The organism is Shewanella sp. YLB-07, from assembly GCF_009377275.1.
Window position 1 is genome coordinate 126710 of record NZ_VOQB01000012.1, and the last position, 22621, is coordinate 149330.

18 protein-coding genes are annotated in these 22621 nt (G+C 46.7%); 10 read left to right on the forward strand and 8 right to left on the reverse strand.

What is annotated here, in order from left to right; all coding sequences use genetic code 11:
• Positions 1–37 precede the first annotated feature (37 nt).
• Together FS373_RS23070 and FS373_RS23075 are read left to right on the forward strand one after the other, a co-directional pair.
• Positions 38–1048: a DUF3137 domain-containing protein gene (locus tag FS373_RS23070; protein ID WP_152830711.1), complete on the forward strand. Its 1011-nt coding sequence runs from the start codon at positions 38–40 to the stop codon at positions 1046–1048.
• Between the two features lie 306 nt (positions 1049–1354).
• Positions 1355–2044, forward strand: coding sequence for a lytic transglycosylase domain-containing protein (locus tag FS373_RS23075; protein ID WP_144048768.1), 690 nt, complete (start codon positions 1355–1357; stop codon positions 2042–2044).
• A gap of 122 nt (positions 2045–2166) precedes the next feature.
• Here FS373_RS23075 and FS373_RS23080 read toward each other — a convergent pair whose 3' ends face one another.
• On the reverse strand, positions 2167–3600 hold the full coding sequence (locus tag FS373_RS23080) for an MATE family efflux transporter (RefSeq protein WP_152830712.1): 1434 nt from the start codon (positions 3598–3600) through the stop codon (positions 2167–2169).
• A gap of 147 nt (positions 3601–3747) precedes the next feature.
• Between FS373_RS23080 and FS373_RS23085 the strand changes: the two genes are divergently transcribed.
• Positions 3748–4644, forward strand: coding sequence for a LysR family transcriptional regulator (locus FS373_RS23085; protein WP_144044430.1), 897 nt, complete (start codon positions 3748–3750; stop codon positions 4642–4644).
• A gap of 44 nt (positions 4645–4688) precedes the next feature.
• The gene (locus FS373_RS23090) at positions 4689–5066 is read left to right on the forward strand and encodes a DUF4440 domain-containing protein (RefSeq protein ID WP_144044431.1); all 378 of its coding nucleotides are present in this window, start codon (positions 4689–4691) and stop codon (positions 5064–5066) included.
• Positions 5067–5164: 98 nt separating this feature from the next.
• On the opposite strand, the gene FS373_RS23095 is transcribed toward FS373_RS23090, so the two are convergent.
• On the reverse strand, positions 5165–6007 hold the full coding sequence (locus tag FS373_RS23095; RefSeq protein ID WP_144044432.1) for a 23S rRNA (adenine(2030)-N(6))-methyltransferase RlmJ: 843 nt from the start codon (positions 6005–6007) through the stop codon (positions 5165–5167).
• Between the two features lie 183 nt (positions 6008–6190).
• Between FS373_RS23095 and FS373_RS23100 the strand changes: the two genes are divergently transcribed.
• Positions 6191–6967: a class I SAM-dependent methyltransferase gene (locus FS373_RS23100; RefSeq protein WP_144044433.1), complete on the forward strand. Its 777-nt coding sequence runs from the start codon at positions 6191–6193 to the stop codon at positions 6965–6967.
• A 68-nt stretch (positions 6968–7035) separates the two neighbouring features.
• Here the strand turns inward: FS373_RS23100 and FS373_RS23105 are convergent, their stop codons facing one another.
• Positions 7036–8952: an FUSC family protein gene (locus tag FS373_RS23105; RefSeq protein ID WP_152830713.1), complete on the reverse strand. Its 1917-nt coding sequence runs from the start codon at positions 8950–8952 to the stop codon at positions 7036–7038.
• A 2-nt stretch (positions 8953–8954) separates the two neighbouring features.
• The gene (locus tag FS373_RS23110) at positions 8955–9809 is read right to left on the reverse strand and encodes an HlyD family secretion protein (RefSeq protein WP_144044435.1); all 855 of its coding nucleotides are present in this window, start codon (positions 9807–9809) and stop codon (positions 8955–8957) included.
• A gap of 469 nt (positions 9810–10278) precedes the next feature.
• Between FS373_RS23110 and FS373_RS23115 the strand changes: the two genes are divergently transcribed.
• Complete coding sequence (locus tag FS373_RS23115; RefSeq protein WP_144044436.1) at positions 10279–10755, forward strand: peroxiredoxin; 477 nt, start codon at positions 10279–10281, stop codon at positions 10753–10755.
• A gap of 71 nt (positions 10756–10826) precedes the next feature.
• On the opposite strand, the gene FS373_RS23120 is transcribed toward FS373_RS23115, so the two are convergent.
• From FS373_RS23120 to ompR, 4 genes are all read right to left on the reverse strand, one after another.
• On the reverse strand, positions 10827–11702 hold the full coding sequence (locus FS373_RS23120) for a hypothetical protein (RefSeq protein ID WP_194165925.1): 876 nt from the start codon (positions 11700–11702) through the stop codon (positions 10827–10829).
• A gap of 82 nt (positions 11703–11784) precedes the next feature.
• Positions 11785–13749 (reverse strand): methyl-accepting chemotaxis protein, encoded by a 1965-nt coding sequence (locus tag FS373_RS23125; RefSeq protein WP_152830714.1) that lies wholly within the window; start codon positions 13747–13749, stop codon positions 11785–11787.
• Positions 13750–13884: 135 nt separating this feature from the next.
• Positions 13885–15195: a two-component system sensor histidine kinase EnvZ gene (envZ, locus tag FS373_RS23130; protein WP_144044438.1), complete on the reverse strand. Its 1311-nt coding sequence runs from the start codon at positions 15193–15195 to the stop codon at positions 13885–13887.
• A gap of 64 nt (positions 15196–15259) precedes the next feature.
• Positions 15260–15985: a two-component system response regulator OmpR gene (ompR, locus tag FS373_RS23135; protein WP_144044439.1), complete on the reverse strand. Its 726-nt coding sequence runs from the start codon at positions 15983–15985 to the stop codon at positions 15260–15262.
• A 518-nt stretch (positions 15986–16503) separates the two neighbouring features.
• Between ompR and greB the strand changes: the two genes are divergently transcribed.
• The 4 genes from greB to FS373_RS23155 all read left to right on the forward strand — a co-directional run bounded on the left by greB (position 16504) and on the right by FS373_RS23155 (position 22302).
• On the forward strand, positions 16504–16989 hold the full coding sequence (gene greB, locus FS373_RS23140) for a transcription elongation factor GreB (RefSeq protein ID WP_144044440.1): 486 nt from the start codon (positions 16504–16506) through the stop codon (positions 16987–16989).
• Positions 16982–17875 carry a class I SAM-dependent methyltransferase gene (locus FS373_RS23145; protein WP_144044441.1) on the forward strand — a complete coding sequence of 298 codons (894 nt, stop codon included), beginning with the start codon at positions 16982–16984 and terminating at the stop codon, positions 17873–17875. Before greB ends, FS373_RS23145 begins: the two co-directional genes overlap by 8 nt.
• 181 nt (positions 17876–18056) lie before the next feature.
• Entirely contained in the window at positions 18057–19865 is a 1809-nt protein-coding gene (locus tag FS373_RS23150; protein ID WP_152830715.1) for a thiamine pyrophosphate-binding protein, read from the forward strand.
• 94 nt (positions 19866–19959) lie between these two features.
• The gene (locus FS373_RS23155) at positions 19960–22302 is read left to right on the forward strand and encodes a Tex family protein (protein ID WP_227993166.1); all 2343 of its coding nucleotides are present in this window, start codon (positions 19960–19962) and stop codon (positions 22300–22302) included.
• Positions 22303–22621 lie beyond the last annotated feature (319 nt).

Here is a 22621-nt window from a genome sequence, read left to right on the forward strand (position 1 = left end):
GACCGCATTCCTCCCCTGTAAACTAGTTTGATAGCAAATGAATATAGTCAGTTTTATTTTGGGTGCTCCCATTAAGCCTAAAAGGCAATCACAACGGCTTGTGGCTGTCCGTGGTGAGATTGAATCGCTAAGAGCCCATTATAATGAGCATATCGAGCCACTCACCCGTAAATTTGAGAACCGCCGAGTGGCTTGTCTGAAAATGCTTAGACAACGTATTTATATGAGTATTGGCCTTTTCGCGGCTATTGTTTTTGTGGTCTATCTATTCGATACTCGCCAGCGGCTGGATATCCCCTGGTTTCTCTACCTCTTACCTGTGTTACCACTTTTCTGGTGGTCAAGCAGGCCCGTTAAGCGCTATAAGAGTGATGTTAAACAGCGGGTATTCCCTAAAATATTCAGTTATTTTGGTGATGACTTCATCTTTAGTCCGACCCATAGCATGAGCTTGTCGGTACTCAAGCGTTCAAAACTACTTCCGCATTATGACGATGCTAAGTTCGAAGATTATGTTCAGGGCACCCATAAGGGAGTGGAGATAGTGATCAATGAGCTGCAGCTGACCAAAGAGGTGAGGCGGAATAAAAGCCGCGACACTGAGACAGTATTCAGAGGTGTGATGGTTCAACTCAGCAGTCATAAGAAGTTTAATGGCCATACCCTTGTGGTGAAAGCCCGTGGAGGACTGATCAATTTCCTGTCTGATTCATGTAACAGCCTGTCTCGAGTCAAGCTGGAAGATCCGAGGTTCGAGAAGCGGTTCGATGTATTTTCCTCGGATCAGATCGAAGCGAGATACTTGCTCACTGTGAGTTTTATGGAGCGCCTGCAGGAATTGGCTAGCTGTTTCACTGGTAAGATACAGTGCGCCTTCTATGATGATAAGCTACTAATCATGCTTGCCAGTCGTGATAATCGATTCGAGTTAGGCTCAATTTTCAATGGTGCTACCTTCGAGTATGAGTTCAGCCAAATAAACAAAGAGATGCAACAGCTATTTGCTATGATTGAAGTACTTAAACTCGATGAGTACACAGGACTCTAGATGATAAAAAGGCATGGAGACTCGATTGAAAGCCTACAGAGGCAAGAGTGTTTGATAACATTTTCAATCTTGAGTTTTATAATAGGTATCTTGCTCACCGTGGGCCCAGTTCAGGCGGGGGATGAAGCCGAACTAGAACTACAACCACAGTTACAACCACAGCATAAACCTCACTATAAGGCTAGTTACTCAGAAACCGGGCTGGTCGTGACTCAGCAAGCCAGTGAAGAAACTCGCTTTAATGAAGCAACGGGTACTCAGAATTCGGGAACGTGGATAAAAAGCGTTCATTCGACCCGTACTGTAATGTCGACAACTGCTAAAAGAAGTCAGCCCCATATGTTGGATAATAACAGCCTAATTCAAGCACCAAGTACTCCCATACCCAGCTATTTACAGTCAAGCACCTCTAAGGCTCGAGGGGTATCGACTGGCATAACCGAGAATGGCAGCGAGCAACTTAAAGTCTATCAGTATAAACAAGCCAATGGCGTGATGGTTTTTGCTGATCATGCTCCGGGTGGTAATGATTATCAGGTGCTGCTCTATGACTGCTATGCCTGCCGTCCGGATTCAGATCTGGATTGGCGTAGGATGCCACTGTTTTCCCATGACTATGATGAGTTGATTGGCCAAGCGGCTAAGAGACACAAGCTAGATCCGGCGCTTATTCGCGCGGTGATCCACGCAGAGTCTGCCTTCAATGTGTTTGCACTTTCCCGGACGGGAGCCATGGGCTTGATGCAGTTGATGCCGGAAACCGCCAAAGAGTTAGGTGTGATTAATGCCTTTAAACCGGATCAAAACATAGATGGTGGCGCAAAATATTTAGCTCAGATGCTAAAGCGCTTCGATGGTGACATAGAGCTTGCCTGCGCCGCCTACAATGCTGGCCCCACCACGGTCACTCAGTATAATGGCATTCCACCGTACCCAGAGACCCAAGCCTATGTAAAACGAGTTAAGATCCTTCTACAGAGGTATCGTAAATCCTAGTTTGAGCCGAGTCAAAGCAAGCTAAGAAGGGTATTGCACACTCTACCCAGCCGAGACCCAAGCCTATGTAAAACGAGTTAAGATCCTTCTACAAAGGTATCGTAAATCCTAGTTCCTAGGTTCTAGAGTCTAGAGTCTAGGAACTGATTAACCTCGCGATTCTTATCTGCTCTCAGATGATGCCAAACCATAGGCGCCACTATCATAAACATCAGCACATTAGAGATCGGCATGGCGAGCCATACGCCTTCGACACCGAGCCAGGGGGGCAAGAAGTAGAGGAAGGGAAGTTGGATTAACATATTACCTATGGATATTCCTAACGCCTTCTTTCCCTGATTAACGGCCATGAAGAACATGATAGCTAACACCAGGTAGCCATCGAGAAACATGGCAAACAAGTGTAGCCGTATGCCAGATGTGGCCTCCTGTATCAGGCTGGTATCCTCTGCGTTAAAGAGTCCAATGATGGTACTCGGGAACAGATTCAAGATGAGTAACCAGGCTATTCCCGCTGTGATGGTGACCTTAGTCGCTAGGACCAGCACCTTCTTGATGTTCTCCGTCTGCTTGGCCCCGAAGAAATAACTCACTGGCGGTTGCATCCCTTCCCCTAATCCCTCAGCAACAAAGTAATAGAGCACCATCAGGTAGCCGACAATGGCAAAAGCGCCTACGGTGACTGGTGAGCCATATTCCATAAATAGGCGGTTATGCAGTGCGAATACGAAGCTGGTGTAGAGGTACATGACAAAACTCGATGAGCCTAAGAGCAATATCTGCCTGGCTAATTTTATATCAAAGCGCATGTTTGCGAAATTAAGCGTTAAGTTGCTGACTTTCATCTTGGTAAAAGAAGATAGGAAATAGATGACTCCGCAACTTGCCACCGCTATCTGGGCTGCTACCGTCGCAATTGCTGCGCCGTGAAGCGCCATGTCCAGCTGCACGATAAAAATATAATCCAGCAGAATATTGAGACAAGCTCCCATCACCATCAGGCCTGTGGCTAGGTTTGGGCTCTCATCGTTGCGAATTAAGATCGGAATCGCCGAGGCCAGGATAGTAAAAGTGACACTCCAGCTAAAGGGAGCTAGGTATTGTTGGGCCAGTATCAAGGTGTTACCGGTTCCGCCTTGTGCCAGTAACAGGCTGGTTCCGCTCATAAACAACACCAGCGAGCCTAACAGGCCGAAACCTAAAATCAGGACTGCCGCGGTGGCTAAGGTATGGTTTGTCTTGAGTGATTGGGCGAGTGTTCCCTTGTTAGTGCTGGATGAGGCTTGTTCTTGCCCTCGGTTAATTGATAACAGACTACCGGAACCCATGCCGATCATCAGGCCAATGCCGGCAAAGATATAGATGATTGGCCAGGCCATATTGATGCCGGCCAAGCCTTCATAACCCACGTATTGACCGATAAAAATGCCATCGACAATCTGATAGAAGCCGTTAACCAGCATGGCTGCTACCGACGGAATAGCATAACGCCAGAAGGTGCGGTTAATGCTCTGTTTCGAAGAGTCGGATATTGGATGGGTCGCGTTGGCCTGCATAGATCACTTCTGAATGTTAAGTATGGAATCTGGATGTGGTATTAGGTTACCCTTAATTTTCGGATTGATTAAGTTAGTTTGTATCCGATAATCGGATATATTGCTTATTTAGAGACGATACTAGGATGAGAGAAAAAGGGAAATGATATGAACTGGACGCTTTATCAGCTGGAAGCCTTTGTGCTTGCGGTGAACCATGGTTCGTTCTCTGCGGCAGCAAGAAAGCTGGGTAGGGCACAATCCAGGATCAGTACGGCGATTGCTAATCTGGAGGTCGATCTGGGCTTTGAGCTATTCGATCGCAGTGCCAAGTTACCTGTGCTTACTAAGCATGGAGAAGATATGTTTATTCAGGCTCAAGCCGTACTCGAACAGTGCCAGCGATTACAATCTCGTGCCATGACTCTCAGTACCGGTCAGGAAATCGCGTTAACTGTGGCGATGGATGAAGCGGTTCCAGTTAACGCTTTCGAGCTCTTGTTCGAGCAAGTCGCAATACAATTTCCTCTGTTGAAGTTGACGATTATCAATGGCTCAAGAGATGATATCGCCTCATGGGTCGATGAAGGTAAGGCCGATATGGGCATCGTTTTTCATGTGAGGGAGTTACCGGGTTCATTAGAGTTTATGTCTATCGGCCAATTCAGGCAGTCACTGATAGTGTCACCTAAACACGCATTAGCAAAAATTTCGTCTCCAAGCATCGCCGATCTCAATCAATATCGTCAGCTAGTGATCCGTGATCGTGTCGGCGATAGCCTGGCCAAAGCGCTATCGCCGAACCATTGGTATATCGATAGTTACTATTATATGACGGCACTCGTTATACGTGGCGTTGGCTGGGCACTCGTGCCCGAGCATGTGGTCAATGCCGAATGGTATTCAGGCGATGTTGTCGAACTGTCGACGGAATATATTCCTGATCCTTTATTAGTTGAAATGGGTGTGGTTAATCGCCGAGATAAAGCCTATGGCCCAGTAATGGAGTGGTTTTTTATCGAAATAGAGTCCATGTTTAAGTCAAATAGCCTTCAAAATTATTGATTTGTGCTAACTTAAGTTTAAGTACTGAGAGAAGGAGGGATTGCATGTTAACTAGTTTAAAGCAAAAACTCGTCGAGTTAGAACTCTACTTGCTTAAGTCCGATGTCCGCTCATCACCCGCGGAGTTAGATCTGCTCATTCATGAAGATTTTCATGAGTTTGGTGCGTCCGGTGCCAGTTTTGGTAAGCGGGAAGTACTCGAATGTTTACCTAAAGAGAAGTGCCCAAACTTCTGTGCCACTAGTTTCGAGCTGATAATGTTATCAGAGGATCTCGCTCAGCTGCGGTATCGGGCCACGATGAAGAAGCAGGATGAATTTACTGTCCGTTACTCACTGAGAAGCTCGCTGTGGAAACTCAATGAGGATATCGGCGAATGGCAGATGATCTTCCATCAAGGGACATACTGTGAGCAGTTTTAGTGTCAATCTTCTGCCGATGTTCAGCGCAAGTTTATGTTTAACCAAAATAAAGCCGCATAATAGCGGCTTCTTTGTTTTAAAGTGTTTGAGTTAGCTGGTTATTCGCCGACTTCCCATTTTACTGAGACTTTGCCGCCGCCTTGATTAAGCAAGGGAGCGAGATAGTCGAGCATCTCTGTGGCTGTCTCATCTAACTGCCAGGGAGGGTTGATGATCCAAAGGCCCGCAGCTGTCATGCCAAATTCATCACTGTCGGCTTTCACCGCTTGTTCGATTCTAAGCTGACGTTTGATACCACTGCCGATGAGCATCTTAAGCATCTCTTCGGTCTGAGCTCGTTTTACTACAGGATACCAGAGCATGTAAACGCCAGTTGAAAAGCGTTTATAGGCTTTGATTAACGCGTTGGGAACATCCTGGTAGTCGGTTTTCATCTCATAACTAGGATCGATCAGCACAACACCGCGGCGCTCCTGCGGTGGAACAGCGCTTATCAGCCCAGCTAAACCATCGCCTTTGATGACGCGCACTTGCTTATCTGCGCCGAGTTGCTCGTCAAGCAGGGCATGATCGGCACCGTGTAGCTCATGTAATACCATGCGATCTTTCTGGCGCATGTTCATATCGACAAAAGCTGGTGAGCCGGGGTAGAAGCTTAATTCTGACTTACCTTGGTTGAAGTGCCTAACATCATCCATATATTGCTGTAGTGATTCTGGTAGATCCTCCTTGTCCCAAAGCTTAGCCACACCGTCCAAGTATTCTCCGGTTTTTTGGGCAAACTCATCGGTAAGGGCATAACCACCTGCACCTGCATGGCTATCGATATAGGCCAGTGGCTTATTTTTCTTATGCAGTGATTTCAGCACTTGTAGTAAGAGCGCGTGCTTTAATACGTCGGCATAATTTCCGGCATGATAGCCGTGGCGATAACTGAGCATGAGAGTTCCAAAATTTAGCTTGAACCTAAGGTGAGAGACTTGAAAGATTAGATTCATTCGAGTGATTGTGCGCATTATAGTGGCTTAACCTCCGCAGGTAAATCAGCTTGCCGAGAAGCTCTTGTATTCACTGGGCAGCGCTTTTGGCATAATGGAGAGATAATCGTCCACATTCGAGTTAACGTGATCAAAGACAAGCCAGCCAATCCCACTCTAGGCATTTTCTTCAATGCTCAATATCCATCGCTAGAAGCTATCTGTCAGCGCTGGGGGCTCACTTTCGATAAAGATGCTGAGTTTGAGCTGGTTTTTGAACATAATACCTTGATCCTCAATAAGCGTGACGAGCCCAAACTCAAAGGGATAAGTGTCGATTTTGTTTCCGGCGCCGTAGCTCACCGGCGCAAATTTGGTGGAGGACGCGGTCAATCTATTGCTAAGGCTGTAGGCTTGAAGCAAGGAGTTAACCCTAAGGTTGTTGATGGCACAGCGGGTCTTGGACGTGATGCATTCGTGTTGGCAGGCCTGGGCTGCATCGTGACTATGGTTGAGCGTCACCCTGTTGTTGCTGCGCTTCTCGAAGATGGTTTGCGTCGTGCCTACGAGGATGCTGATATTGGTGACTGGATGCGTGAGCGGATGATCCTGGTTCATGGCTCTAGCCTGGAATCTGTTAGCGAGCTAGGTAACGAGGTCGATGTGGTTTATCTGGATCCCATGTATCCCCATAGAGAAAAGTCGGCTCTGGTAAAAAAAGAGATGCGGGTGTTTCAATCTCTGGTCGGTGCCGACATGGATGCCGATGGTTTACTTGCCCCTGCTATGGCACTCGCGAGTAAGCGAGTGGTAGTCAAGCGACCTGACTATGCGGAAGACTTAGATGGGGTGAAACCCTCTATGGTGATAGCTACCAAGAAAAATCGCTTCGATGTTTACGTCAAAGCCGCTATGACAGGCTGAGCAGTCATTGGCAGCGTCTAAATGTCACCTCTTTTGTCGCTCTGGCGGCGACTGCTATGCGTGTAAATTCAAGGCTCATTTGGCTCAGTTATCATACTTTGGCTCACACATAATCGTTTCAAGGCTATGTTGAGTTGCCACCAGGCACTGTACGCTTGGTGGTCGCTAGCTTGATTATGTCGCTGCATATTAGTTTCGGCTATTCGCTGTAGTTGTCTTATCTTATCTTCATTATGCCTGTTCTCTAAGATGCTAGAGAGTAACTGGCGGATGAGGACTCGATTGTCATCGGTTAATAGATCGAGTTCGCTCAACTTAAAACATTCACCGATGGAAATAAGTCGATCTATGTATACCTTGGTGTGGTCTTGCCGTACCAATACCGGGTAGGCGGACAGGATCAAGTCGGATGATAGGTCTGAATTTCCGCTATTAGGTTTGAGTTTTTTGAGGGTTCGTTTGATTGAGTGGATCACAATCTCAGTATCTTTGCGACTGGGGATTATCATATAAACCGCCAAGATCATCATTACCGCAAATACATTGGCCATGGCGGTGTTAAGAAAACCGCCGAAATCCAGCGTCGGGATATTGCTTAAGGGTATGTAGCTGGACCAAAAAATAAGCATATACCTCCAGACTGACTTGTTAGCGCTGGTGCATACTACAAACTGATAGGAGGTGATGAGCAGATAGACGAACATAACAGGGAACATGATTTTGGGTTCAAGCAAAGGAGCTATGGCAAACGTGATCAAGAATCCGAAGGCAACCATGATCAGCTGAGCCAGCAATACTTTGGTATTACCTATTTTAGCGTTAGGCAGTGTTGCGTTCATCGAGCACAACATCCCCGCCATCAGCATGGCATTCATGCCGTGCTCCCATTGTCCTTCAATCCAGATAAAAGAGATACCAGATAGAAGTAGAGCAGCCCTGAGCATGCTACGAAGCACATCTTGCAGATCCGTATGGGTGAAAAAACGGCTTACCTGCCTTTTGAACCGCTGGGACTCAACTGCGATCCTGTCTGAATTAAGCCAGATTAAATTTTCGATCAGTACCGCGAGATGCTTATTGATAATGTCAGCCTGAATACCTTTCTCAATCTGTATTTTGTCTTTGCCATCAACAATTATCTTTATCTTGTCGAACAGCAACTGAGTATCAAGTTCACCTCCATGAATCTCTTCGATGATCTCGGCGATTAAATGCTCGAGTTTGGTATCATCGGCGGCTCTGAGCATATGTCTGATCTTGATGGCGGCAATGGCGAGTGAGACACAGTGGAATAACGCATCTCTTTGTGATTTTATGAGTTCCAGAGAAGCCTTGCTACCGACTAAGCTATTAATCGGTATTTGTTTATTATTGCTTATTAAGCCCAGATACTGAGAGAAGGCTTGCTGTGACTTTTGAGGTGTCGAGCCAGAGAATACCTTGGCAATAAACTTGAGTGTGGCCTTCTTTATGGGAAGTATGCGTTTTATGTCATCCTCATAGGGAATCACTGCAGTTACTATGATTGAAACGGCTATACCGATCAGAATACCAAAACACCTGGCCTGTACATTGTCAAACACTGAGATTATCTCAGGTGAATATGCCAGGGGAAAGCCGATCACTGCCGCTGTCATACCGGCCATGCCAAAAACATAGGAGACACTATTTTGCAGGTACGCGGCTAGCCCTACACAAGTCACGATCCACAGAATCATAAATCCATTGAATAGCCATGCATCTATCAATGCCGTCGAAGAGACGAAAAGGACGAATGCACTGGCCAAAATGGTACCGACAGCACGGTAGAAGGACTTGATTAGGTTGGCACCATGACTGCCAGCCATCAAGATTATGATGATTGAGATCATGGCCGCACTGGTGGCTTCTGAGTTGAGCCTTAAACAGATCAACCAAGTGACAATGACACTTATTGAGACTCTTAAGGCGAACTGAGTCGCCTCTTTATTCCCCCAATAATTCATGACTAGTCTTTTACTGTGACTGTAACTGTGGTGCCGGCAATGAGTCTGTGTTCTTTGAGTATTGATCTGTCGATGGTGATTTTGACGGGTACTCTCTGGCCTAATCTGACCCAAGGAATCGTTGATTGCACATCAGGCAGTAGACCTGACTGATCGGCACTCTGGTCTACTATGGCTCTGCCAATACTCTGAACCTTACCTGAAATCACTTCTTCACTGGTGTAAGGCAAAATATCGACGCTTTGACCCGCTTGTATAAATTTTATCTTGGCTTCAGAAAAGTAACCGAGAACATAGTAAGAGTTGGCTTCGACCAGGGCAACAAAGGTTTGGCCCGTGTTGATGTAGTTGCCTACCCGCTGTTTTAGGTTGGTGATGTAGCCACTCTCTGGGGCGAATATTTTTGTGCGTGTTAGGTTCAGCCTAGCGACTTCGAGATCTATTTGAGCCTGGTCATAAACGGCCTGTTGAGCCTTGACGTTAAGCTGCTCATTAGTCACTTGTTTTTCAGAGACTAAATTATTGGGGAGTAAGTCTTTATCGCGATTGTAGTCATTCTTCGCTTGATTCAGTGTCGCCTGTGATGCTGCTAATCTGGCTTCAGCTTGCTTGATCTTATTGTCATAGTCGGTCATCTCAATCTCGAAAATTAAGGTCCCCTTGTCAACATAATCATTATCCTGCACATGTATCGCGATGATTTGTCCCGATACCTTAGGGGCTATCTGGATTATCTCTGCCCTGATCTTGGCGTCTCTCGTCCAAGGGGCATTCATGTACATATTCCATATGCTGCTGCCCATAAAGCTTGCAGTAATGATTAATATTAAGGGGATCACAAATCTTGTTAGGGGCATATCACACCATATAGAAAGTTAGGACTAGGTATAAGGTAATAGTAAAAAAACAACAATCACATAGGGATGGATGCCATACTTTTAACTTGGTGAGTATAGGTGAATAGAAGTTTCTCGATAACAACCATATACCGACAGATAATATAAAAACGTTGAGAAAGGCCGGTAAGTAGTAGGAGTCGAAGAAAATCACATCTTTCATGAGTCAGTCATACCAACAGAGATAAGCTAACTTCTTAAACTAGCCGACAACAAGTTGAATCACAATAGTAAATCGTTAAATTTAGTGAGTTTTAGGCCTGATGATGTGATTTAAAGTCATTAATCGCCTGGGGTCATTTTCTGTGAGCATAAGTTTGGCGTTCTCTAGGTGGATATTGAGCCGAACCAGGTTCAATTTTCTCTGTATATTTTTTGTCAGAATAGCACTAGCATTGAACCTAACCATTTAATGAAAAGGAAACATAAGATGATCGAGCAAGGACAAGTGTTACCCACAGACGTTATGTTAGGCGAGTTGACCAATGAAGGCATGGTGACTCATAACGTGGCCGAGCTATTCTCTGGCAAGAAAGTGGTGTTATTTGCCGTTCCGGGTGCATTCACACCCACATGCTCAGAGTCTCATCTGCCGGGCTATGTGGTATTAGCCGATCAGTTTCAGGCTAAGGGCGTCGATATCATCGCCTGTGTTTCTGTCAACGATGCGTTTGTTATGAAAGCATGGGGCCAAGCTCAAAATGCATCTGAGTTGATGATGTTGGCCGATGGTGATGCCAGTTTCACTAAGGCGCTAGGTTTAGAGATGGACACGGCAGGTTTTGGTGGCGTACGTTCGCAACGCTATGCCATGGTTGTCGAAAATGGTGTTGTGACTCAGTTGAATGTCGAAGCGCCTAAGACCTTTGAAGTGAGCAAGGCTGAAGCGGTATTGGCGGCTCTGTAATAGCGTTTAAAGGACGAAATAACCAAGGAGCCTGATGTTTCCTTGGTTATTTATAGACATATGTTCGGTGATTAAAAATAGTGAACGTATTCGACTGCCACACGGTACAGGGTGTCTTTGAAGCCGAGAAGGTCTAACTCATAGTCACGATCTATGTATTGGCTGGTGAAATGCAGCAGGTTGTTTTCATCGGCAAGTGGTATAACGGCGCCAAATGTGAGTCGGTCGACAGTATAGAACTGACCTTTATCATAGGACCAGTTGCCGTCATAGCGGCTGAGTTTTGCAATCAGCTGAACACCGGTATGGGCGAAAGTGTAAGCGTTGCTCCACTCGAAGAAGTAACCAAACCCGGCCCGATTAAGCACATCTTCACCATGGCCCATCTCTTCGCGGGGCCAATCATCATCTTTTTCTTCTTCGCTATAAGCTAAGCCTAATGTCAGCCCAAGATCATAGTGATTGACGTCGGTGAAGTGGGTGTTAAGGGCAAGCCCTGCAACAACAAGCTGTTCAAACTCTTCTAGTTGTTGACTGTTGTAGTGGCCTTCATAGCGTCCATGAAAACTGAGCAGGTATTCTTGTTCTTCACCGAAGCTGGCAAAAGGACGTTGATAGTTGAACTTCAGATCTGCGGAGTTTCTGAATCTGTCTTCATCATATTTTTCTGAATCAAGTTCGTAATAATAAGTGCCACGAACTCTGAAGTAATTGGTGTCTAGTTGATAGGTATTATTGTAGCGCAAGTCATCCCAAATAAATGATAATCCTCCCCCCCGAGACATGGAGCTGGATTCAGAGTCGGGATAAGATTCTAGCCCAGCTAAAATAGAGACAGCGTACGGATTTTGTGTCGTCTCTTCAGCTGCTTGAGCTGATTTTATTGTTAGAGCTGTGGTCATGCTCGCCGTGATGGCAAGTCCGGCTAGCAAGTGAGTATGCTTCATCTTCATCCTGAAAAATGTTAAATGCGACTTAATATTATCGAGATATTAACATTAAAATTAACACTAGAGTCTACAAAAGAAGCTATGCGGCTTGTGCTAGTCCTGTTTTAGGGGCTGAGATCCCTAAATTAGCCTCGATATCTTGCACGCTCTGTTGCACTTCACCGCCAATCACTTGGCTCTGCTTCGACGCTGACTGGGCTTGAATTTTGAGTAAGCTCATGGCGTGTACAAATTCATCCAGATAATTGACCTGCTGTTGCGCATTGATGGAGCCTTGCTTTGCCGTCATCGCCATCTCGCTCGCCTGAGCCTGCACAGATAAAGCTACAGTGGATAAGCCTTGAGCTCGTTCCCTCTGCCTTTGTGTGGCCTGCTCTATGCCAGTCATACTGACCTCGAGTTCGCTATTGGCCTGATTCAGTTGATTTAGAATCGTCATGATCTCTTTCAATGAGTCCTGAGTCCTATGGGAAAGATTCCTGACCTCACCGGCGACCACAGCAAATCCTCGGCCTTGTTCTCCAGCTCTTGCGGCTTCGATGGCGGCATTGAGCGCGAGCAAGTTAGTTTGCTCGGCGATATTACCTATCACGTCGATGATCTTGGACACATCTTCCACAGATGTGGTCAGACTAGACAATGATTGATGGGATTGAATTACGGCTATTTGTGTTTCTTCGGTTGCCTGCAGCATAGCTTCGGCCTCTGTCTGACTGGTTTCCATCTGTAACATGGTTTGTTCGGCGCTACTCTCCACTAGGGCTGATGTGGTGCTTACCTCATGTGCCAGGTTGCGTATCTCATCGGTCTGAGTTTGTGCCTGACTAACCACGTTCTGGGTCTCATCTGCGCTATGGGTTATCAGAGAGATCCGTTGGACTAACCTGGATAGGGATTGAGATACCAGTGACATCTGTTGACGCTGGGATTCATCTTCATCTTCGAATCTTTGTAGCAGTTGATTGAAGTGGCCTGCTATCTGCCCCGTCTCACATCGTCTATTGATCTCGAGTCGTTCACGGCTATTGGACTCGCTAAGTGTTTGGAAGGCGTGGTTAAGGCGTTTCAAGGGGGATACAACTCGGCTCTGTTGCAACATTAAGTAGATGACAGCGAACAGGGCCAATAGTGAAACGACGGCATAGAGAGCGAATTGCAGTTCCTGCTTCAGCCTTTGATTTTGCTCCGCTTGAGTGGCGCTAAGAGTGAACATAGCCAGCTCTACTTCGGCGATAGAGCTCCTGAGTTGCTCCTGAATTTGCTGGTTATCCTGCAGCAGGTTATAGGTGTTGCTGATCTCTCTATTGTATCTGTTACTCAGGCTCAGTAACTCAGATCTATAGTTCTCACCGATTTCGACCACTTCCTCATCGGCACCGCCTAAGGCAAACTCATCGACCTCCAAGGTGTCGAAGATGCCGAACAATGGCAGCGAGTCTAGCTGGTCATGCCAAAGATTAAGTTCATCGATTGTGCTTTGCAGAATGGCTTGTAGTCGAAGATCCTTGCCGATGAGATAGTCTTGAGTCAATTGTGAAAGTTGATAAACCAGAGGAGGCAGCTGGCGAGTCAAGCGCAGATATTCATCAGAGAGCGAGTCATTCTCTCCCTGACCAATATAGGCATAGTCGGCCAGCTGGCGATTGTTGTCCAGCATCTCAGCTTCTGCAAAAGCCAGAAGTTGTCTCGGGTTACCAGCAAGTTTACCTGCAGCTCGATAGTCAGTGTCCAGACTTTGAATAAACTCTTGTAGTAACACTCTAAGGGAATCCACATCTGGATCCTTATTTTGTGCTAACGATGATTCTATCTGCTCCAGTTGAGTTTTGGCGCGTTCTAATTGGCTGGCATCCCCACTATGTAAGTAGCCGTCAAGCTCTCGTCTCACTTCAACTAAAAACATCTGTTGTAACTGTTGCAGTTCATTTGATTGTGTTTCAATAATTTGGCGTTGCTCATTACTCCAAACCACTACTGTGGCTAGCAGAGCAGCAAGTAAGAGTAAGATGGCAGAAGCTGAAAGTGATAGGGTGGATATTTTCATCGGTATCACGCCAGGCAAGGATATTTTCCGCAAGACTAGGGGATTAGCGTTACAGATTCATGTCACTAGTGTGACACTTACTCAGCTGATTATTTTTATAATCAGCTGAGTACATATTGATCTTGGATGAGTGATTTATTCGAGGGGTAACCAGACCTGAGCATGTAAACCGCCGGCGACTCTGTTAGTCAGTACAATTTCGCCTTGATGGCGATCGACGATACGCTTGATGATGGCCAGTCCCAGGCCCGAACCTACACTTCCTCTGGCTGTATCGCCTTGAGTGAAAGGTTGAAATAACTTAGGGATCTCAGATTCCGGAATACCCGGGCCATCGTCTTCTACGCTAAATCCTACACGCCGTCCGTCGAAGTGAGAGCTTAGCCTGACCCAGCCATTGCCATAACGGAAGGCATTTTCTACCAGATTACTCAAGATACGTTTAATGGCAATGCTCTGAATCGGGATCTCCGGACACTCGTTGAGTACCACTTGGATCTCGCCTTCCCGATTGGATTCGGCCTGGGCGACATCTTGGATGAGATAATTGATCTGTTCCTGCTCACGAATGCTTTCCTGATCTTGTCTGATATAGGAAATGAACTGACTGATGATGGCATCCATATCTTCTATGTCGTGGACGATACCATCCTTTAGATATTCATCATCGGCAACCATCATCTCTGAGGCTAGCCGAATGCGGGTCAGAGGGGTACGTAGGTCATGGGAGATGCCCGCCATCAACAGCGCTCTATCTTGTTCTAACTGTTTCATGCTGTAGGACATCTGGTTGAATGCGTTAGTTACTTCGACAATCTCGGTTGAGCCGCTCAGGGGTAAGGGCTCAGGATATTCACCCATAGAGACAGAGATTGCCGCCTTTTGCAGTCGTCTGAGCGGCCTGTTCTGCTGTCTGGCAAACCACCAACCGCCAGCGACACTCAAGGCGCCAATCACCATCAGGTAGAGGGTGAGGGGCGATAGGTCGTATTCGTTGAATCCGGTGAGGGGGATCTTGATCCAGACCGAAGGGGCCTGAGGAGGGCGGATCCAGATCTCAAAAAACTCACCTTGAGCGATTCTTACTTCGGCTTTACCGCCTAAGTGTTCCGACATCTGCGATGAGAGCAGAGCATAATAAGTGGCTTGTTCTATACCAGCTTCACGAGCTTGTTTCTGATTATAGATATGCATACCATCGTCGGGAACCTTAGCATTGAGGGCGTCGACCATAGTGAGGTGTTCGCGACCCACATCGACACCATCGACAAACAGTAATTTTACCTGACGTGCAATTAACTGGTTGATCTGCTGATAGGTGGGCTGGATGAAATAGGCCGCGACCGAGAGATAGGAAACCAGTTGATTGATCAGCAAGAGACTGCCAATCAGAACTACTGTTTGGCTAAATGCACTACGGGGTAAAAGTTTTTTCAGCCACTTCATGTAACTGGTTTACCCCTTAGATAAGCAAATAAGTGAGACTGGTGACATTAGATATCACGCTATCTTAACGACGCGAGGTGCCATCGGGCACGAAGACATAACCGAGTCCCCAAACCGTCTGGATATATCTGGGGTTGGCAGGATCTTTTTCAATTAAACGTCTCAAGCGAGATACCTGTACATCGATAGAGCGTTCGAGGGCCGAGTAATCTCGCCCTCGGGCTAGATTCATCAACTTATCGCGAGACAGAGGCTCGCGTGGGTGGCTCACAAGCACCTTAAGTACTGCAAACTCGCCACTTGTGAGGGAGATAGCTTCTTCACCATGATACATCTCACGTGTTGCAAGATTGAGTGTAAACTCGCCGAAGGTGATCTCCTCCTCTTGTTGAGTCGGTGCCCCTGGGACATCCTGGCTCTGTCTACGCATCACGGCCTTGATTCTGGCGAGTAATTCACGAGGATTAAATGGCTTAGGCAGATAGTCATCGGCACCGAGCTCCAAGCCTATGATACGGTCTACTTCATCACCCTTAGCCGTCAACATGACGATAGGAATAGTATTGCCTTGCTGACGAAGTCTGCGGCAGATGGAGAGGCCATCTTCGCCGGGTAGCATTAAATCCAGCACGAGTAGGTGGAAATTCTCACGCTCGAGTAACCTATCCATCTGCTCGGAATTGGCAGCGCTGCGAACCTGGTAACCTTGCTCCATAAGATAACGCTCGAGTAAGGCTCTTAGTCTCATATCATCATCGACGACGAGAATTTTAGAGGTTTCCTGTCCCATGCTTATTATCCTTTTTCTTGGAACCCGATGGTGATCGGTAGCCAACTGGCTGATATTGAATATAATTAAACGTACATTTAGCCGCTAATATAGCCGCTTTTTAATCCCTCTTACCAGCGACTCTTTACACGGATACAGATATTATCTTGTTCTAGTGGCGAAAGAAATGGCGTAATCCATTGAAAATAAATGGCTATTAATACTTTTTCAGTATAGCTGTAAAATTGTAACAATTGGAGTTTAGGGATTTTCTCGATCATGATGAGGTATTCTTGACAGTATTCGATTGGTAACCAAGGACGTGTTTAGCCTAGAGGAGCTGATGGTGTGTGTCGGTCAATGAGGGATTAACTTGTCGCGATATGGCGCTAGATGTATATAAATGGGAAGTTATAATTTGATGGAAAAACTATCTTATTTGGGTTCGTGGCCCGAGTAGTCTTTTTCCATCGAATAAGTGATAATTGGGCGCTGCAACATCCCATGATGTTGTCCGATAGATTTAAAAGAGATCGAAAATGAAAGCGTTATTAATCACCCGTAAAGGCTGGCAGGCTCTGGACAGGGAGCTTAAGTACCTTTGGAAAGAATATCGTCCGGAGATCACTAAGAAGGTACAGGAAGCTGCGGCTCAAGGGGATAGATCCGAGAATGCAGATTACACCTATAACAAACGTCTGCTGCGGCAGATAGACGGTCGTGTTCGCTATCTGGTGAAGCGGGTCGAAGAGCTGAAAATCGTCGATTATTCGCCTCAACAGGAAGGTAAGGTGTTCTTCGGTGCCTGGGTAGAGCTGGAAAATGAGGCCGGTGATGTGGTGCAGTATCGCATCGTAGGTAAGGATGAGCTGGATACTAAGCTAGGTTATATCACCATAGACTCGCCGATGTCCCGTGCGCTTATCGGCAAACAGGTCGATGATGAAATCGTGGTACAAACCCCTTCGGGTGCCAAGGAGTGGTACGTGAACAAGATCCAATATAAGGCATTTAAGGATGAATGAGCGGGTCGGTATAAGTGATGCAATTCTCGATCCTGTCATTTTAGATTGGCAGAACATCGAGTTGCCTCGCACTTGGGCCGATGAGATCAATTTTAAGACCCGGACCAATGTGGGCAGGTTATTTCGCAGTCTTTTTAAGAAAGGCAATGGTCGCGCGGAAATCCCGGACAGTTTCCCCGATGGAATATTGGGTAAACAGAGCCTGCCTAAATATCTACAGCAGGAGTTTCACGGCATACCTAACGGTAACTATTCCAATAACATTACCCGCGGCTATATCAGTGCTTTCGATGCAAGTATGCTGGGTAAGATGAAGCCGGTGAGACGAGATATAGCCACTTGGTTAAACGGCTGCAAACGTGTCTTAGATCTCGGCTGCGCCGGAGGTCAGATGGCCGCGGCCCTCAAGGATGAAGATATCACAGATGTTTGGGGGTTAGATCCTTCGCCTTATCTGTTAAAACATGCGGCCAAAGCCTATCCAGAAGTGAAATTTGTTCAAGGGCTAGCGGAAGAGCTTAAGTTTTCCGATAAGCGTTTCGATGGCATTACTGCGAGTTTTTTGTTTCATGAGATGCCGCCTAAGTATATCGATTTGGCACTAGATGAGTGTCGCCGGGTGTTAGATGAGGGGGGCTTACTGGCGATCTGTGAGCCCTCATCGATTCAGTTCAAGTCTGGTTGGTGGAAGATGTTTAAGGGGTTTGGCTTTACTGGACTTTATTTTAAGTGGTTGGCCGGTCATGTGTATGAGCCTTTTGTGCCTGCCTGGCATAAGCAAGATATCGAACAACTATTGCAACGCCATGGGTTCGAGGTACTGATCAACCGAAGAGGCATGCCTGAACATACCGTGCTGGCGAGAAAGTGCATTTCTAAGCTGTAAAGCTTAGTCTACATCTTTAATTGCCAGTAGAGCTCAATGCTCAGAGGGAAGTAAGCTAGTTTGTAATCTTAGCTTGCCACTTAGTCATCTTCACTCATTTTTTCTAATATGATCTCGATCAACTCGCGTCATTCCTATAACTACTAGCCTGCCGATAATACCAATCAAGAAGGATCGGATCATGGCGACATCAATTGAGAAAAATTTTGGCGATGAATATTTTCGTCAATTACCCCAGTTTGGCGATAGCTTAGGTGAACTGTTAACATTTTTCGGGGTCAAGCGCACCTATGGTGTCGGTGGTGATTTCGTTGCTAATTTGATTAATGCCCTAGAACCCCATATCGATGTATTACCGTCGAGTAATGAGATGCATGCAGGCTTCAGTGCCTGCGCCCAGGCTGAGTTAAACCCACTAGGTGTTTGCATGACCACTTATACAGTAGGCAGCTTACCTTGTGTTAGCGCTGCGGCGTTGGCGAGAACCGAAGGATTACCCGTGGTGTTTATCTCTGGTGCTCCTGGGGAGAATGAGGTAAATAGTCATGTATTGCATCATAGCGTTCACCCGCATACTGCTTGGAATACCGATCTTGACGCAGCACTAAATGCTTTCCAGGCTCTTGGGATCCGCGCAGAACGCCTTCAGGGTCAAAGGCAGAGTGGCCAGCCCAATATTGCCGCCGAGCAATGTTTGCAGCTGTTAACTTATGCTTATTTAAACCGCCAACCTGTGTTTATTGAGATCCCCAGAGATTTGATCTTTCAGCCGACTCAGTCTTTGTGCCTACCGGGTCATTTAACTCAGTTAGCTAAGGTTCAGCAACTGAATTTAAGTGGTGCAGAGCTGATAGCCCAAGAGATAGTGACTAAGCTCAATAAGGCTGATTCACCTTTAGTGTTTCTGGGAGAGAAACTCAGGTTGAACACAGACCTACTCGCGAAAATAATCACATTCTGCCGTAAGCAAGGTCTGCCTTATGCCATCAGCTGGTTTGGTAAGGGCATGTTGGATGAGAGCGATCCACTCTGTTTAGGAAGTTATAACGGGGTATTCAGTGAGCTAGATGGCCAGGGTTACATCGAGTCTGTGGCCGATTATGTGCTTGAACTTGGGACTGCCATATCACCGAGTGACACCAACAATGCCTTTGGTAGTCAAACCCATGCCGTGGATCGCCACCCTAATAAGACTATGCTGAAGGGAACCTCGAGGTGGGAGCAAGATATCTCTGTGGTTATGGATATACTGCAGTCTTCTAGGCTAACGCCCCACAAACTTTTCAGTGAGCCTAAAGCCGATGTGGAGTCACCAAAGCCAAAGAGTGAGATGCTTGGGTATCATAATCTGGCTTCGACGATTAATCTTGCTCAGAGAGAGCTCGCTAAGCCCTATATTTTCGTGCCCGAGGTGGGGAGCGCTCTGTTTGCCAGCTTCGAGTTGGATACTCTTGGCAGTGATATTGGGCGAAGTTATCTGGCTAACCCTTGGTATGCTGCAATGGGAACCAGTTTGCCCTATGCCAGAGCCATTGCCGATCAGTTAGCCGAAACTGGTAGCTCACAACCTATCTTGGTATTGACAGGAGATGGTGGCTTTAATTTTCAGGCTAACGAGTTGATCAGTCTGCAGAAACAGGGCGCAAACGTTACGATTATCTATATGCGTAACAATATCTTTCATTTAGGTAAGGCGGGAGATGCGCCTGTGTATGCCTGTAATCATAAAGAGTTCGATCCTAGGTTGTTGATAAAAGCCTATGGCGGTTATGGTCATTTATGTGTGACCACAGGGCAGCTGATGGATAGCCTTGCCCAAAGTGCAGTTAGAGGCGGGCTGCATCTGATCGAAGTGCCGACTTCAATCGACTCCGAGTATCAGAGTGAGATCACTAAGAAGCTCAATACCTACATAGGGTTTAGAAATGGTGTCGCCGAGGCGATATTTGCCTGGAATAACTTGTGTGGTCGCAGAGAAAGCTGTCACTAATTCAAAGTGTGTAGCTTTCACATGCAAGCACACCTTAGCCTGTGGTATCTTGATGCTCATCAGAATCTTTTACTCCAGGCACGACCATACTTTTATGCAAATGACGCAAAATATTGCCCAGATCATTGCTCAGGAACTCAATGTTCGTGAGCAACAAGTCAGTTCGACAATCTCCCTACTCGATGATGGTGCCACTGTGCCTTTCGTCGCTCGTTATCGTAAAGAGGCGACCGGAGGCTTAGATGACACTCAGCTGCGTACACTAAATAGCAGGTTGAGTTATCTGCGTGACTTGAATGACAGACGCGATGTGATCATCTCGAGTATCGATACACAAGGTAAGCTGACTCCTGAGCTAAAACACGCATTATTCGAGGCTGATAGTAAGACGCGTCTGGAAGATCTATATCTGCCCTATAAGCCAAAACGTCGCACTAAGGGCCAGATCGCCATAGAAGCAGGTATCGAGCCCTTAGCCGAGCACTTGCTGAATAACCGCAATGCCGATATCGAACTAGAAGTCGCTAAATATATTAAGGCGGAAGCAGGTTTTTCAGACAGTAAACTCGTGCTCGATGGCGCTCGTTTCATCTTGATGGAGCGCTTCGCCGAAGATGCTGCCCTGTTGCAGAAAGTGAGACAACACCTCAGCCAAAACTCTGTTCTCGAAAGCCGCATGGCTAAGGGGAAAGAGAAGGAAGGGGCTAAGTTCCGCGATTATTTCGAACACACGGAAAAATTAAGCAAGATACCTTCTCATCGCGCCTTGGCCATGCTGCGTGGGCGCAATGAAGGCATGCTGAGCCTCAGCATGAACGCAGATCCAGGCAATGAGTCTAAGCAAGGCAGTTATTGTGAGGTGATTATCGCCGAGCACTTTAAACTAAACTTGGGCATCGGTGGTGTCGACACATGGTTGAAAACCGTAGTCACGGCTACCTGGCGAATCAAGATTTCGCTGCAGATGGAAACTGAGTTTATCGCTAAGATGCGTGAGCATGCAGAGTCTGAGGCGATAAATGTATTTGCCCGCAACCTTGGAGATCTCCTGATGGCAGCGCCGGCGGGAGCCAAGGCAACCTTAGGACTAGATCCTGGACTGAGATCTGGCGTTAAGGTGGCTATCGTTAACAATACAGGCAAACTCGTTGCACACACGACCATCTTCCCCCATGCGCCACAGAAGCAATGGGATAAGTCGGTACGCACCTTAGCCAACCTTGCCAAGATGCATAAGGTGGAACTGATTGCCGTGGGCAACGGAACCGCTTCGAGAGAGACGGATAAGCTGGCAGCTGAATTGATTGCCAGTGTCCAATCTGAGCTGCCAAGACTGACTAAAATCATGGTGAGTGAGGCCGGAGCATCTGTCTATTCGGCTTCCGAGCTCGCGGCCAATGAATTCCCCGATCTCGATGTGTCTATTCGTGGCGCCGTTTCAATCGCTCGTAGACTGCAGGACCCTCTCGCCGAATTAGTCAAGATCGAACCTAAGTCTATCGGTGTAGGCCAGTATCAGCATGATGTGAGCCAGAGTCAGCTTTCCTTGTCACTGGAAGGCGTGGTGGAAGATTGTGTGAATGGTGTTGGGGTCGATCTGAATATGGCATCTGCGCCGCTATTGGCTCAGGTGGCTGGTCTTAATAAGACATTAGCCCGTAATATCGTCAACTATCGAGATGAAAATGGTCAGTTTACTCAGCGTAAGCAGCTACTGAAGGTGGCCAGGCTCGGGCCTAAAGCCTATGAGCAAGCCGCAGGCTTCCTGCGTATTTTCGACGGTGATAACCCCTTGGATGCCTCTTCGGTTCACCCTGAAGCCTATTCTCTGGTTGAAACGATAGCTAAGGCGAAGGGACAAGGGGTTGAGGCACTAGTCGGTAACACTGAATTATTGCGTAGCTTGTCGGCGGCAGAGTTCATTACAGATAAATTTGGCCTGCCCACTGTGACGGATATTTTAGTCGAGCTGGATAAGCCGGGACGGGATCCTCGTGGTGAGTTTAAGACGGCCATATTTAAGGAAGGCGTGGAAAAAGTTAACGATCTTAAGCCTGATATGATCCTCGAAGGTGTGGTGACCAATGTGACTAACTTCGGTGCCTTTGTCGATGTCGGTGTTCATCAGGATGGCTTGGTACACATCTCATCTTTGACCGATAAGTTTGTCAGCGATCCCCATAGCGTAGTCAAGGCCGGGGATGTGGTGAAAGTGAAGGTGATGGAAATCGATGTGGAGCGTAAGCGTATCGCTCTCACCATGCGTCTGGATGAAAAGGCCGGTGATAAACCAGCGCCGAGAGCCGCTCAAAGGCCGAATTCAGCTGGTAATAAGCCGAAGCAACAAGGTAAGTCACAGAACAAGTCTCAGCCTAAGCAAGCTAATGCGGCCATGGGGAATGCGTTTGCCGATGCTTTTGCTAAACTGAAAAAATAACATGTAAGCGAGTTCTTATACCAAATGCTATGACATCAATGTCGGAAGAGTTTTCTCTTTCGACATTTTTTTTACACTCCTTCCGCCAATCTATGTTTGGGTTGGCACGCTTGTTCGTTTTGTGTGTCCTTAGTGTTTCATGCTTATTAATTTAAGGTGAACTTTTGTGGCTGAGTTCTGTCATAATATTTGGCTATTACTCCGAAGAGGGTGAAAACCATCATGGACACTCTAATCTAGAGTAAATCGCGCAAGGACCACTCCATAGTTCTGGATGCAGAACTTTTGGATTTTTACACTAAGTACATTTTGGGTGCTC